Raw genomic sequence first — 13,218 nt, forward strand, 5'->3', positions numbered from 1 at the left:
GTGTTTCGGGTGGCCGGTGTGCCTCCTTGGGGGGAAACCGGCTTCCGGAATGGGCGAAGCCCCTCCGTCCCGGGGTATCCCTGGACGAAGGGGCTTCGCTGTGCGTGCGCCGCCAGGGACTCGAACCCCGGACCCGCTGATTAAGAGTCAGCTGCTCTAACCAACTGAGCTAGCGGCGCCTGCCGACCCGGAGAACTCTACCCGATCGGAATGAGTGGCCCCGACCATTTAATGGCTGTTGCGGCCTGTCGGATAGTCTTTTCTTCCCATTGATCCGTCAAAATGCGATTTGTCCAGACAGTTGAGACACTGGCGCCCGTGCAGCCGCGTCAAAAGATCTTGATGAGTGTGGAGGGGATCACATGACCGTCCCGGTCTTCGAGGAGTACGAACCCGCACCGGACTGCCCCTGCCCCGGGTGCGCCGAGCACCGGCGCGATCTGGCCCGGGGCCTGTCCGTACGGGCGGGCGGCCACCCGACCGCGCACGGTGCCCGGCGTGCGCTGGTCCTGGTGACCGCCGCGGGCGTCGCGCTCGGCGCCACGGGCGCGGGCGTGGGCGGCGACCCGGCGTGGGCGGCGGGCGCCTCGCGACCCGTCGTGGGCGTCGGTACGGCGGCGGGCCGGGCCGATCCGTACGACAACCCCGAGCCGCAGTCCCCGCAGGGCGGCAGCGCCCCGCTGTACGGACGCCCGCTGCCGGGCCCCGGCGCGGGCCGCCCCACCATCGAGCTGCGCCCGACCACCCGGGCCGAGATCATCGGCCGCGCCATGCTGTGGGTGGACGCGAAGGTCTCGTACAGCATGGAGAAGTTCTGGTCGGACGGTTACCGCCAGGACTGTTCCGGCTATGTCTCGATGGCCTGGAACCTCGCGGGTAACGAGTGGACGGGCAGCCTCGACCAGTACGGCGTGCGGATCGAGCGGGAGGAACTCCAGCCCGGCGACATGCTGCTCTTCCACAATCCGGCCGACCCCAACAAGGGCTCGCACGTCACGCTCTTCGGCGGCTGGACCGACTCCACGCACACGTATTACACGGCGTACGAGCAGACCAAGCCGTACACCCGCACCCAGGCCACGCCGATGGCGTACTGGAACAACTCCAGCCGCTATGTGGCCTACCGCTACCGGGGGCTGACCGACGATTCCGGCGGCAAGGGCCCGGGAGCCGGTACGGGTACGGAGGCCGGGGCGTCGACGGCCTACCCGGGTGCGGCGTCCTTCGGGCCCGGGGCCCACAACGCGCACGTCACCCGGCTCGGCCGGATGCTGGTGGAGCGCGGCGGCGAGCGCTTCTACGCCCGGGGACCCGGACCGAGCTGGGGCGAGTCGGACCGGCTCGCCACCCAGGCGTTCCAGCACGCGCAGGGCTGGCGCGGCGCCGAGGCGGACGGGCTGCCGGGGCCGGAGACCTGGCGGTATCTGGTGAACGGCCTGGGCCGGAACATCCCGGGACCGGGCGCCGCACGGGGCGCGGGCGGGCACGGCGGGACCCCCAGGGCGATCGGAGCGCAGGCCGCTTCGCGGAGCGCCCCGGTGTTCCCGGGGGGCGGGTTCTTCCGGCCGGGCCGGTCCAGCGCGTACGTCTCCCAGCTCGGCAGGCAGCTGGTACGGAAGGGCTTCGGCAGGCACTACGCCTCGGGCCCGGGCCCGGTCTGGACCGAGGCGGACCGGCGCAACGTCGAGGCGTTCCAGCGTGCCCAGGGCTGGCGCGGCGCCGAGGCGGACGGCTACCCCGGCCCGCAGACCTGGCAGCGACTTTTCGCATGAACCCACGGAGGCAAGGTTGACCACGACGAATCCGCAACCGAACGACGGCGTGCCCGACCTGCGAGGGGTGTTCGTGGTGCGACCCGAGTCGGTTCCGGCGGATGCCGCGTACGGGGCGACGGGCGTTCCGGCGGTGGAGGAAACGGCTCCGGTGCGGGCGCAGGCCCCGGGCCCGGTCGAGGCCCCGGCCCCGGCTCCCGCGCGGGCGCAGGTCCAGGAGGCCGAACCGGTGGTACGGGAACAGCCGGCCCCCGTGTCACCGGCGCCCGTACAGGCGCCGCCCGTACAGCCGGCGCCCGTACAGCCGGCGCCCGTACCGTCGGCGACACGCCTGATCGGCGCGGCCAACAGCGGGGAGGCTCCCCGGTGGAGTCCGCTCATCGTGGGGGAGAGCACGCACGAGATCCCCGTCCATCTGCTCTTCCGCGACGAACCCGAGGGCTTCGGCGCCGCCGGGCCGCCCGCCAGACCCACCGTCATCGGGCGCCGCTGGGGATCGGGGGAGCAGCCCCGTGTCCGGCGCGCGCCACTGCCCGCCGCGCCGCGCCGGTCCGCGCCGCCCTGCGATCCGCTGCTCGCCGAGCGGCCGGGGCCCGCGCTTCCCGGGTGGGCCGCCGTGGTGGCCGGGCTCGGCGCGCTGCTCGGGTGCGCGGCGGTGGTGTGGTGGGCCGGGGCCGTACCGCGCGCGCTGGCCGAGCCGCTCGGGCTGGGGCCGCGCCCGTACCACGGCATCGGGGCCGGGATCTGGGCCCTGCTCGCGCTCGGCGGGACGCTCGCGCTGCTCGCCTTCGGCGGGCTCGGCCGGGGCCGGGTCGGGCACGCGTGGGTGCTGACGCTCTTCGGCGACTACCGGGGGAGCGTGCGGCGTACGGGACTGCTCTGGGTGAGCCCGCTGCTGCTGCGTCGGGGGGTGGACGTACGGCTGCGGCACTGGCGCAGCGAGCCGATGCCCGCGGTCGACTCGAACGGCACCGCGCTGCGTGTGGTCGTCCTGGTGATCTGGCGGGTCAGGGACACGGTCCGGGCGGCGCTGGGCGTCCAGGACCACGAGGAGTATCTGCGCGAACAGGTGGAGGCGGCGATGGCGCGGGTGCTCTCGCAGCTGCCCGCCGACGCGTTCCATGACGAGGCGCCGACGCTGCGCAACGCCGAGGCGGTCGGCGACGCGCTGACCCGGATGCTGTCGGCGGAGTGCAGACCGGTCGGTGTCGATGTCTTCTCGGCGCAGCCGACCCGGATCGAGTACGCACCGGAGATCGCGGCGGCGATGCAGCGCAGCCGGATCGCCGCGATCGACGCGAAGCACCGGGACAGCGTGCTGACCTCGGTGGTGGACGCGGTGGACGACACGGTCCGCAGACTGACCTCGCGCGGACTCGTCGAGCTGGACGACTACGAGCGAAAGGCGCTGGTCAAGGACCTCACGGTCGCCTTCTACACGGGTCGGCAGGGGGTCGGCGACCGGCTGTGACCCCGCGCGGGACCACCGCCGGTCGGGCCGGGCCTTCCCCTTCGAGCGGGGAGGGCCCGGTTTCCGCCGTACGGGGAGGGCGATGAGGGCGCGGTGAGGGGGGCGGTACGGAATGCTCCGGCCGCCCGAACGTTCCGTACCGGCAAGGCGGTTGCCGGGGAGGGGGCGTCAACAGCCCTTCGAACGCGTTCGGTTGGAGTGGTGCGAGGGGTTTGCCGATCACGGGATTTTGGGGACCATTCCGGCATCGGTCATCGCGCGTAGACCCATGCGACGACTGCGGAGTTCACGCTGTGGTCGCTCCGTGCCGCCCCGGGCGGGGAGCGATTTCCCCCCATGCCGTCCGGAGGTCTTCCGCGATGCGTAAAAGCCTGGCACTTCCCCTCGCGACAGCCCTGCTCGTCCTCCCCGCCGCTCTGCTGGCACCCACCCCGGCCGCCGCCGCCCCGGCCGACAAGCCGCAGGTCCTCAGCGGCTGGACCCAGGAGAGCGCCGCCAGCTACACCTCCTGGGTCGCTGCCCGGGGGAAGCAGAGCGCGTGGTCGGCGTACGGGTTCGACTGGACCACCGACTACTGCTCGTCCTCGCCGGACAACCCCCTCGGCTTCCCCTTCCAGACCTCCTGCGCACGCCATGACTTCGGCTACCGCAACTACAAGAAGGCCGGCGCGTTCAGCGCCAACAAGGCCCGGATCGACTTGGCCCTCTATGCGGACCTGAAGCGGGTGTGCGCGAAGTACTCGGGCGGGACGAAGGTGTCCTGCAACGCGACGGCGTGGACGTACTACCACGCGGTCGACGTCTTCGGGGTGGCCCCGGCCGCTGCTTGACCATGGGCGCGGTGGAGTACGAAGAAGGCCCCTCGCTCTCGCGAGGGGCCTTCCCCTGTCTGTGCGCCGCCAGGGACTCGAACCCCGGACCCGCTGATTAAGAGTCAGCTGCTCTAACCAACTGAGCTAGCGGCGCTTGCTGACGAGAAAATAATACCTGCTGCTCCGGGGTGCTCGGAACCAGGTCACGACGGACCAGGTCACGGCAGGTCGGACAGTCCTAGATGGTCAGCGCGAGCGCCATCGGAGCCGCGCTGCTGTTCAGGGTCTCGGCCGCCGCGCGCAGCCGGTGGGCGTGTTCGAGCGGGAGGGAGAGCGCCAGACAGCCCACGGCGGATCCGGCGGTCAGCGGGACCGCCGCGCAGACCGTGCCGAGCGCGTACTCCTGGAGGTCGAGTACGGGCATGGTGGGCCGGTGGCTGTCGAGGCGGGAGAAGAGCAACTGCTCGCTGGTGATCGTCCGGGAGGTGAAGCGGGCGATCCGGTGGCGGGCCAGATGGTCCTTGCGGGCGTTGTGGTCGAGCTGGGTCAGCAGGCACTTGCCGATCGCGCTGGCGTGGCCGCTGGCGCGGAAGTCCACGTACTCGTTGACCGCCGGGGTGAGCGGGCCGTCCGCGACCTCCGTGACCTTGATCTCGCCGTCGACGTACCGGCTGATGTAGACCGCCGCGCCCAGCGAGTCGCGCAGTGCGGCAAGGGAGTCCTGGAGCTTGGCGGTCAGCGCCTGCTTGCGCTCGGGGGCGGAGCCGAGCAGGGCCAGCGAGTCGCCGACGACATAGGCGCCGTCCGCGATCTGCTCGACGTATCCCTCGCGGCGCAGCATGGACAGCAGCGGGACCAGATGGCCGGCGGGCAGCCCGCTCTCCCGGGAGATCTGGGCGCCGGTGACGCCGCCGGCGTGCCGGGACACGGTCTCCAGGACGCGCAGGACGTAGCGCACCGAGTGGAATGGCGCGGTCGGCTCCGGCTTCAGCACCACGGCTCCCCCTACAGCTTCGTGACCGCAAGCTCGCTCACACGATAGCCGTCAAGAGGCATGTCCGGGGCTCTCGTCGGCCACTGAATCCGGTGCGGCCCATGGCCTCTGGGCTGGGCCGCACCCTTCTGGCATATGTCAATCGCGCAATCCTTCAACAAAATGTGAGGTCAGGGCGCCGGAGTCGCGGCCCGGAGCGCCGCTCCGAGAAACTCGCGGGTACGTGCCTGTTCGGGCGCCGAGGAGATTTTCTCCGGCGGCCCCGACCCGATCACCTTCCCTCCGTCGTTCACGACCGGTGGCGTGCGGGCGCCACGGCGGGACGCTCAGCTTCCGCCGGGGGCGGCGCCCGGCTCGTAGGGCGCCGGGATGCGGGCCGCGCCCGACTCGTACAGCGCGTGCGCCGCGCGCATCACCAGCGCGTCCTGGTGGAGCGCGGCCACCAGCTGCACCCCGATCGGCAGCCCGTCCCCGTCCACCCCGCACGGCACGGTCGCGGCGGGCTGCCGCGTCATGTTGAAGGGGTACGTGAACGGCGTCCACCCCGTCCAGCGGCGCGCCCCCGACCCCCTCGGCGTCTCCCGGCCCGCCTCGAACGCGGTGATCGGGAGCGTCGGGGTGACCAGCAGGTCGTACGTCGCGTGGAACCGGCCGAGGCGCCGGCCCAGCTCCGCCCGTACGTCCACCGCCGCCAGATAGTCCACCGCGCTACAGCGCTCACCGGCCGCTCCGATCTCCCGCAGCCCCGGGTCGAGCAGCGCGCGCCGCTCCGGGCCGAACGGCTGGAGCAGCCGCGCCGCGCCGCTGAACCACAGGGTGTGGAAGGCGCCCACCGGATCGGTGATGTCCGGATCGGCCTCCTCGACGTACGCGCCCAGCTCCGCGAGCCGGCCCACCGCCCGCCGTACCGCCGAGGCCACCGCCGGGCGCACCGCGACCTGGCCGCCGAAGGAGGGGGAGTACGCGACCCGCAGCCCCTTCACGCCGTCCGCGCCGGCCGCGAGCGCCCCGCGCAGACCGGGCGCCGGGGGGAGCGCCGACCAGTCCCGCGCGTCGGCGCCGCTGATCACGTCCATCAGCAGGGCCGCGTCTGCCGCGTCCCTGGCCAGCGGCCCGGCGTGGACCAGCGAGCCGAAGGGGCTCGCGGGATGGAGCGGCACGCGCCCGTACGTCGGTTTGAACCCGAAGACCCCGCAGAACGACGCCGGGATACGCACCGACCCGCCCCCGTCCGTACCGATGGACAGCGGTGCCGCCCCCAGCGCCACCGCCGCCGCGCTGCCTCCACTGGACCCGCCGGAGGTGCGGGAGAGGTCGTACGGGTTACGGGTCACCCCGGTCAGCGGCGAATCGGTGACGCCCTTCCAGTCGAACTCCGGTGTGGTCGTCCGGCCGACGAACACCGCGCCGTGCTCCCGCAGCCGCGCCACGGCCGGCGCGTCCACGTCCCAGGGGCCCCGGGACCGTACCGCCAGGGAGCCGCGCAGCGTGGGGCCGCCGCGCTGGAGGAAGACGTCCTTGACCGAGACCGGCACCCCGTCGAGCAGCCCGCGCGGCTCCTCGGCGCGCCACCGGGCCGCCGACGCCTCGGCCCGCGCGAGGGCCTCCTCCGCGTCCGTCCGTACGAACGCGTTGACCAGCGGCTGCACGGTCTCGATCCGGTCGAGTACGGCGCGGACGGCGTCGACCGGGGTGAAGTCGCCGCGCGCGTACCCGGCGAGGAGCTGTCGCGCGGTCAGATCGGTGAGGAAGGCGCGGCCGGTCACGCGGTCATCCGTCATGGGCGTCGCGGGTGTCGCGGGTGTCGCGGGTGTCATGGGCGTCCTGGGTGTCATGGGTGGGGACGTACCCGCGTTTCTTGTCCACCACGTTCGGCAGGGGTTTTCCGGCCGCCCACAACTCGTACATCTGGACGAACTGCGCGCCCAGCCGATCGCGCCGGCCCACCGTGTCCCCGCTCATGTGCGGGGACACGATCAGCCCCGGTACGTCCCACAGCGGGCTCTGCGGGTCCAGCGGCTCGTCGGTGAAGACGTCGAGGGCGGCGCCCGCGATCCACCGCCGCGACACGGCGGCGACCAGGGCGTCCTCGACGACGAGCTGACCGTGTCCCACGTTGATGAACCGCGCGGAGGGCTGCATCAGGCCGAAGCGCCGCGCGTCGAACATCCCACGTGTCGCGTCCGTGAGCGGCGCCGCGCAGATCACCCAGTCGGCGCGGGTCAGCAGCCGGTCCAGCTGGTCCGCGCCGTGCACCCCGGGGCGCGCCGTACGGCCGGTGACGGCGACCGTCACCCCCAGTCGCCGCAGCGTGTGGGCGACGGCCCGGCCGATCGGGCCCGCGCCGATCACGACGGCCCGGCTCTCCGCGACCCGCAGCCCCTCGCGGTGGCGCCAGCGGCGCTGGCGTTGCAGCTCCAGCGTCCCGGGGAGGTCCTTCGCCATGGCGAGCACCAGCCCCGCCACATACTCGGCGATGGGCTCCTCGAAGATGCCCCTGGCGTTGGTGACGACCGTGCTGGAATCGACCAGTTCGGGGCAGAGCAGCCGCTCCACCCCGGCGCTGGCGGTGTGCACCCAGCGGGGCCTGGCGCCCTCGCCGGGCCAGGCGGCCCGTACCGCGTCGGAGGTGAAGTCCCAGACCAGCAGCGCGTCCGCGTGCGGGAGCAGGGCCGCCAGACCGGCCGGACCCGTGGAGCGGATCCGCACCCGGCCGGTGAGCCTGCCGAGGCGCGGGGGAAGGGTGGCGGGGTCCGCCTCCAGGACGAGGAGGGTGGGCAGGGGGACGGCGGGGACGGGGGTGGTGGCAGGGGTGGCGGACGGCATGCGACAGACCCCGATCAGTAGGTTTCTCACCGGAACCGGTAGGGGGCTTCCCCTCCGGAACCGGTAGGGATTTCCGGCTGGAACCGGTAGGGATTTCCGCTGGAAATTCTGCGCGACGCCTGAGATGTGTGGATTGACCACGCTCGCACCTGGCTCCTGTCATCGTCAACAAGAGGCCGGATGGCCGAGGCCGGGGACGCTGTTCGCGAGCCGGGTGTGGGGCGGTGCTCCCGCGCCGGCGCGGTCCCGCGCCGGGTGGCCGGACCGGGCGGGGCGCCGGACCCGGGAATAACCGGAGTGACCCTCCTGTTGGTGTGTCGTGTTGACGCGCGGTGTGCGCGTCCTTAAGGACGACGACGGAACACGCAGGAGGGTCTGACCGGTGGACGAGGCGAGCCGAGACGCGACGGGCAACGCGACAACGGGCATGGCGGGCGACGCGATCCGGGGAACGGCGCACGGCACCGCGCCCGTCCCCCTGTCCGTACTGGACCTGGTCACGGTGGGCGTCGGTTCCAGCGCCCACCGGGCACTCCGTACGAGCGTCGAACTGGCCCGGCTCGCCGAGCGCCGGGGCTACCACCGGCACTGGGTCGCCGAGCACCACTCCATGCCGGGCGTCGCGTCGTCCTCCCCGGCCGTGATCCTCGCCCACCTCGCCGCCCACACCGAGCGCATCCGGCTCGGCTCGGGCGGCGTCATGCTGCCCAACCACGCGCCCCTGGTGATCGCCGAGCAGTTCGGCACCCTGGAGGCGTTCGCGCCGGGCCGTGTCGACCTGGGGCTCGGACGCGCGCCGGGTACGGACGGGGCGACCGCCGCCGCGCTGCGCCGGGTCGAGCGGCTGAGCGAGGGCGCCGACGACTTCCCGCAGCAGCTCGCCGAGCTGACCCGCTTCCTGGACGACGACTTCCCGGACGGTCACCCCTACGCCCGTATCCACGCCGTCCCCGGGCCGGTCCAGGGCTCCGCCGCGCGCCCCTCGGTCTGGCTGCTCGGCTCCTCCGGCTTCAGCGCGCGGCTGGCCGGGGTGCTGGGGCTGCCCTTCTCCTTCGCCCACCACTTCTCGTCGCGGAACACCGTCCCGGCGCTCGACCTCTACCGCGACTCCTTCCGCCCCTCCGCGATCCTCGACGCCCCCTACGCCTCCATCGGCGTGGGCGCCCTGGCCGCCGAGGACGAGCGCGAGGCCCGCCGCCAGATCATGACCGGCGCGCTCGCCATGGTCCGGCTGCGCACCGGCCGCGCGGGCCTGGTCCCGACGCCGGAGGAGGCGGCGGCGTACCGGTTCAGCCCGCTGGAGCAGGAGTTCGTGGACACCTGGACCGCCAACATCGTGCACGGCACCCCGGACGCGGTACGCGAGGGTCTGAACGGCCTTCAGAAGCGCACCGGCGCCGACGAGCTGATGCTCACCTCGCAGGCGCACGGCGGCGACGTACGGCTGCGCAGCTACGACCTGATCGCGGACGCGTACGGGATGCCGAAGGGCTGACCACGCCCGGCCGGGACCGCCGGGACCGGCGGAACCGCTGGTCCCGGCCGATTGCCAGCGCTCTCGATGCAGTATCTGGACGAGAAGCTGTACATGGTCACCACGGACGGCTCCCTGGTCTGCGTGGACGCGAGCCCCGCCGCCATCGCCGCCGCCCAGCAGGGCACGGTCCCCGTCGCGATGGACGTCAAGTCCGCCGCCGCGCTGCCCACGTACACCCCCGCGACCTCGGTCGGTACGGTCGGCACGGTGTCGGCGGCGACGGCGGCGGCGGGCGGAGTGGTCGTCGAGTGTGTGAACGAGGGCGGCAGGCTGCGCGTCCATGTCGTCGCGGACGGCTTCGAGCCCTCCTGGAACGTCCAGTTCCCCCGGGGCATACGTGAGGTGGGCACCCGTTATGTGGTCGACGCCCTCCACCCGACGACATCCGGCTTCTATCGAGTGCGGGGTGAGATCAGGCGCCTGGTCTGAGGGTGTCCTTGCCCGGCTGGTCCGGTTGGCATATGTCTACTCCACGTGCCTGCGTCACAGCTCTTTCAAGCCACCCAGGACCCGGAGGAGGAACGATTTGTCGAGCGGTTCGGCAGGGGGTCCCTGAAGCTTCGGTACGGGGTTCTTCCGTCGCACCGGCAGGGCCGGTGGCAGTGGCGGCGGGAGTGTCAGCTCCGCCCAGACGACCTTGCCGCTCGGCGCCGGACGGGATCCCCAGCGGCCCGCGACACTGTCGACCAGCAGCAGTCCCCGACCGCACTCGCCCTCGTCGAAGGCGCTGTCGGGCGGGAGGGCCGGGCGTGCGGGGAGTACGGGCTCGGCCCGCGACGCGTCCCAGACTTCGATGACGACGCTGCTCTCCAGCGCCAGTACGTGCAGTTGTATCGCCTCCGCCTCATGGGGCGGTCCGGTCGCTCTTGTGGCGTTGGTGACCAGTTCCGATGTGACGAGGAGCGCGTCGTCGGCGATGGTCAGTAAATCCCACCGAGTGAGCGTGGATCTGATGAACAGTCGGGAGGAACCGGCGGCCGAGTTCACGGGGGAGAGGTTGATCTGCTCCCGTCGGTGAACGCGCTCGCTCAGATACGGGGGAGCGGAGACGCGGCAATCCATCATGCGGCCCCCATAGTGGCCTCGGAGGTGCCGATTCCCACGTCGGTGGGGGGTTCTGTGGTGGCATCGGCGGCGATGACCAGCGCGTTCGCGTTGTGCTGAGGCATGCCGCACGATACAACGCGGGAACACCGATATTTGGCCGATTTCACGCACACCGCGATGCGTGCTTGGTCACCTTGGGTAAATGCAAGGCCAACGGTCAGGTACTGATTTCCGTCATCGCCGCTGGTGAGCGGCGGCCCGGCCGCGCCGGAGCCGCGAGTACGGTCAATCCCAGGGCGGGCACGCCGAGCCCGCGCCATGAGACGGCCGGCAGCCGCTCGCCCGGGACGGCGATGCCCAGGGCGATCACGGTGGACACAGCCACGCCCGTACGCGCCGGGCGCGGGCGCGGGCGCGGGGGTGGTGGCGGGGGAGCAGTGGTATCGAGGTTCGGCACAGGGGAGGGCTTGCCGTCACGGCGGCGATGGCGTCGAACGGGCGGGAAAGGGCCGGAACTCGAACCCCTACCGGCCGGGGACACCCACGAGCCGACGCCCCGGCCCCGCCGAGGCAAGCCCCCACCCCGGCCTCCACCCCACCCCGGCCCCCACCCCGGCCCCCGACCGGAGTCTCAGCCCCCGCTGTTCGCGCCCACCGCCGCGATCATCTCCGCGATCCGCTCCGGTGCCACCGGCCGCGAGAACAGCCACCCCTGGCCCGTGTCGCAGCCGATCCGCTGGAGCCGCGCCGCCTGCCCCGAGGTCTCCACGCACTCGGCGGTGACCGTGAGCCCCAGCCGGTGCGCGAGCTGGACCAGGGCCTCCACGATCGTCTCGTCGGCGGGGCTGGGGTGGACCCCCTCGTCGTACCGGAACCCCCGGACGAACGAGCCGTCCAGCTTCAGGACCGAGACGGGCAGCCTGCTGAGGTAGGCCAGATTCGAGTAGCCGGTGCCGAAGTCGTCGATGGCGATGCGCACGCCCATGTCGCTCAGCGCCTGGAGCGCCTGGAGCGGGCGGCCCGCCGAGCCCATGACGGCGGACTCCGTCAGCTCCAGTTGCAGCAGGCTCGGCGCGAGCCCGGTCTCGGCGAGGATCCCGGCGACGTCCGCGACCAGATCGGAGTCCCAGACCTGGCGTACGGCGACATTGACGCTGACGAAGAGGGGCGGGGTCCCCGGGTGGTCGAGCTGCCACCGGCGCGCCTGACGGCACGCGGTGCTCAGCACCCACCGGCCGAGCTGGACGATCGAGCCGTCCTCCTCGGCGATGCCGATGAACCGATTCGGCGCGAGAGTCCCGAACTGCGGGTGGTTCCAGCGGACCAGCGCCTCCACCCCGCGGACCACCCCGTCGGCCATGCCCACCAGCGGCTGGTACTGGAGCACGAACTCCTCGCGCTCGACCGCCGGGCGGAGCGCCGAGGTGAGCGCCTGACGCGTCATCCGGTGGGCGTTGCGCTCCGGGTCGAAGAGGGTCCAGCGGGCCTTGCCGTCCGCCTTCGCCCAGTACAGCGTCGTATCGGCGGCCTGCATCAGCCCGGTCGGTGTGGTGCCCTCGGCGGCCCGTTCCACCACCCCGATCGACGCGGAGACCGAGAGCCGCTGCCCGGACAGGTCGAAGGGGCGCTGGAGCGCGGCCAGTACGGAACGGGCCAGATCGGCGAGTTGTTCCGTACCGGTCGAGTCCTCGACCAGGATCGCGAACTCGTCGCCGCCGAGCCGGGCGACCAGATGGCCGCCGCTGCGGGCGTAGCCGTCGTGGTCGGCGCACTCGGAGAGCCGGGTCGCGACGGCGGCGAGCAGCCGGTCGCCGGTGCGGTGGCCGAGGGTGTCGTTGACGGCCTTGAAACCGTCGAGATCCAGGTAACAGAGACCGATCCGCCCTGTTCTGCCATCCCCTCCGGCCGTGCCGCCGCCCTTGCCGTACGGCTTGCGCGCCGTACCGTACGTACCGACGTCGTACGACGAGGCGTCCAGCGCGGAGGCGAGCCGTTCGAAGAACAGGGCGCGGTTGGGCAGCAGGGTCACCGCGTCGTGCATCTGGAGATGGCGCAGCCGCGCCTGGAGTTCGCGCCGGTCGCTGATGTCCGTGACCGACAGCAGGACGCTGTCGGTCGCCGGTACGGGGGAGACGGTGACCTCCGCCCAGAGGGTGCGCCCGTCGGGGTGTTTGAGGCGGCGGGTGCAGCGGAAGCGGGAGCGCCGGTTGCCGAGGACCTGGCGGAAGGAGTGCCAGGTGCGGCTGTCCGAGGCGAGGTCGACGAGGTCGGCGGCGGGCTGGTCGGCGAGCGCGTCGAGGTCGGTGCCGAGGAGTTCGGCGAGGGCGTCGTTGGCGCTGATGACGGTGCCCTCGTGATCGAGGAGGGCCATGGCGAGGTGGGCGATCTGGAACGCGGCGCGGTAGTCGCGCAGTTCGCGCTGCTCGCTCGGGTCGCAGGGCGGCTCGAAGTGCTCGCGTGAGGGGCGGGGATCGTCGTGCGGGGGGTGGGGCTCGGTGCGTGGGGGGTAGGGCTCGTCACCGTGTTCACGGGGGCCGGAGGGCTCGTGGCACTCGCGCGTGCCGGAGCACTCGTGGCGCTCATGCGGGTCGGCGGAGGCTCCGCCCCCGGCATGACGCTCCGTGACTGAATGTCGTGCGGTAACGGCCGCCGCGACTGCCGCTGGACGCGGCCCTTCGGAGGTTCCGCTCACGGCTCGCTCCCGCGGTGCAGTCGTGTCGTACAGGGGGGGTCGGGACGGTCGGCCAGAGAAAGTGTGC

General features: G+C 72.6%; 10 protein-coding genes, 2 tRNA genes and 1 pseudogene. 5 read left to right on the forward strand and 8 right to left on the reverse strand.

All coding sequences use genetic code 11. The features are described 5' to 3' along the window. Nucleotides 1–105: 105 nt before the first annotated feature. A tRNA-Lys gene (locus tag ACIP8W_RS02470) sits at nt 106–179 on the reverse strand. 183 nt (nt 180–362) lie between these two features. Here ACIP8W_RS02470 and ACIP8W_RS02475 point away from each other — a divergent pair. From ACIP8W_RS02475 to ACIP8W_RS02485, 3 genes are all read left to right on the forward strand, one after another. Further along, nucleotides 363–1,772, forward strand: a complete 1,410-nt coding sequence (locus tag ACIP8W_RS02475; RefSeq protein ID WP_402201652.1) for a peptidoglycan-binding protein — start codon at nt 363–365, stop codon at nt 1,770–1,772. Nucleotides 1,773–1,788: 16 nt separating this feature from the next. Next, complete coding sequence (locus tag ACIP8W_RS02480) at nt 1,789–3,243, forward strand: SPFH domain-containing protein (RefSeq protein ID WP_402201654.1); 1,455 nt, start codon at nt 1,789–1,791, stop codon at nt 3,241–3,243. A 359-nt stretch (nt 3,244–3,602) separates the two neighbouring features. Then, a complete protein-coding gene (locus tag ACIP8W_RS02485; RefSeq protein WP_401952496.1) occupies nt 3,603–4,073 on the forward strand; it encodes a phospholipase in 471 nt (156 codons plus the stop codon). Nucleotides 4,074–4,135: 62 nt separating this feature from the next. Here ACIP8W_RS02485 and ACIP8W_RS02490 read toward each other — a convergent pair. The 4 genes from ACIP8W_RS02490 to ACIP8W_RS02505 form a co-directional block, all read right to left on the reverse strand. Then, nucleotides 4,136–4,209, reverse strand: a tRNA-Lys gene (locus ACIP8W_RS02490). An 84-nt stretch (nt 4,210–4,293) separates the two neighbouring features. Next, nucleotides 4,294–5,052, reverse strand: a complete 759-nt coding sequence (locus ACIP8W_RS02495; RefSeq protein ID WP_401952498.1) for an IclR family transcriptional regulator — start codon at nt 5,050–5,052, stop codon at nt 4,294–4,296. 323 nt (nt 5,053–5,375) lie between these two features. Continuing rightward, the gene (locus tag ACIP8W_RS02500) at nt 5,376–6,830 is read right to left on the reverse strand and encodes an amidase (RefSeq protein ID WP_402201657.1); all 1,455 of its coding nucleotides are present in this window, start codon (nt 6,828–6,830) and stop codon (nt 5,376–5,378) included. Then, nucleotides 6,820–7,875, reverse strand: coding sequence for a D-2-hydroxyacid dehydrogenase (locus ACIP8W_RS02505; protein WP_402201659.1), 1,056 nt, complete (start codon nt 7,873–7,875; stop codon nt 6,820–6,822). Before ACIP8W_RS02505 ends, ACIP8W_RS02500 begins: the two co-directional genes overlap by 11 nt. A gap of 427 nt (nt 7,876–8,302) precedes the next feature. Here ACIP8W_RS02505 and ACIP8W_RS02510 point away from each other — a divergent pair, with 427 nt between their 5' ends. Then, nucleotides 8,303–9,370, forward strand: a complete 1,068-nt coding sequence (locus ACIP8W_RS02510) for an LLM class flavin-dependent oxidoreductase (RefSeq protein ID WP_401952832.1) — start codon at nt 8,303–8,305, stop codon at nt 9,368–9,370. Between the two features lie 21 nt (nt 9,371–9,391). Then, nucleotides 9,392–9,841 (forward strand): annotated as a pseudogene (locus tag ACIP8W_RS02515) (molybdenum metabolism regulator); the annotation flags it as partial. A gap of 54 nt (nt 9,842–9,895) precedes the next feature. Here the strand turns inward: ACIP8W_RS02515 and ACIP8W_RS02520 are convergent. The 3 genes from ACIP8W_RS02520 to ACIP8W_RS02530 form a co-directional block, all read right to left on the reverse strand. Next, the gene (locus tag ACIP8W_RS02520; RefSeq protein WP_402201661.1) at nt 9,896–10,477 is read right to left on the reverse strand and encodes an ATP-binding protein; all 582 of its coding nucleotides are present in this window, start codon (nt 10,475–10,477) and stop codon (nt 9,896–9,898) included. A gap of 199 nt (nt 10,478–10,676) precedes the next feature. Next, nucleotides 10,677–10,838 (reverse strand): hypothetical protein, encoded by a 162-nt coding sequence (locus ACIP8W_RS02525; RefSeq protein ID WP_401952509.1) that lies wholly within the window; start codon nt 10,836–10,838, stop codon nt 10,677–10,679. 252 nt (nt 10,839–11,090) lie between these two features. After that, nucleotides 11,091–13,151: a putative bifunctional diguanylate cyclase/phosphodiesterase gene (locus ACIP8W_RS02530; protein ID WP_402201663.1), complete on the reverse strand. Its 2,061-nt coding sequence runs from the start codon at nt 13,149–13,151 to the stop codon at nt 11,091–11,093. Between the last annotated feature and the right edge of the window lie 67 nt (nt 13,152–13,218).

Source organism: Streptomyces sp. NPDC088554, assembly GCF_044752945.1.
In the GTDB taxonomy this organism is placed as follows: domain Bacteria; phylum Actinomycetota; class Actinomycetes; order Streptomycetales; family Streptomycetaceae; genus Streptomyces.

What these genes read in the sequence shown, in the direction of transcription:
- ACIP8W_RS02475 (WP_402201652.1), top strand. Translation starts at nt 363, where the DNA reads ATGACCGTCCCGGTCTTCGAGGAGTACGAACCCGCACCGGACTGCCCC.
- ACIP8W_RS02485 (WP_401952496.1), top strand. Translation starts at nt 3,603, where the DNA reads ATGCGTAAAAGCCTGGCACTTCCCCTCGCGACAGCCCTGCTCGTCCTC.
- ACIP8W_RS02500 (WP_402201657.1), bottom strand. Translation starts at nt 6,830, where the DNA reads ATGACGGATGACCGCGTGACCGGCCGCGCCTTCCTCACCGATCTGACC.
- ACIP8W_RS02505 (WP_402201659.1), bottom strand. Translation starts at nt 7,875, where the DNA reads ATGCCGTCCGCCACCCCTGCCACCACCCCCGTCCCCGCCGTCCCCCTG.
- ACIP8W_RS02510 (WP_401952832.1), top strand. Translation starts at nt 8,303, where the DNA reads ATGGCGGGCGACGCGATCCGGGGAACGGCGCACGGCACCGCGCCCGTC.
- ACIP8W_RS02520 (WP_402201661.1), bottom strand. Translation starts at nt 10,477, where the DNA reads ATGATGGATTGCCGCGTCTCCGCTCCCCCGTATCTGAGCGAGCGCGTT.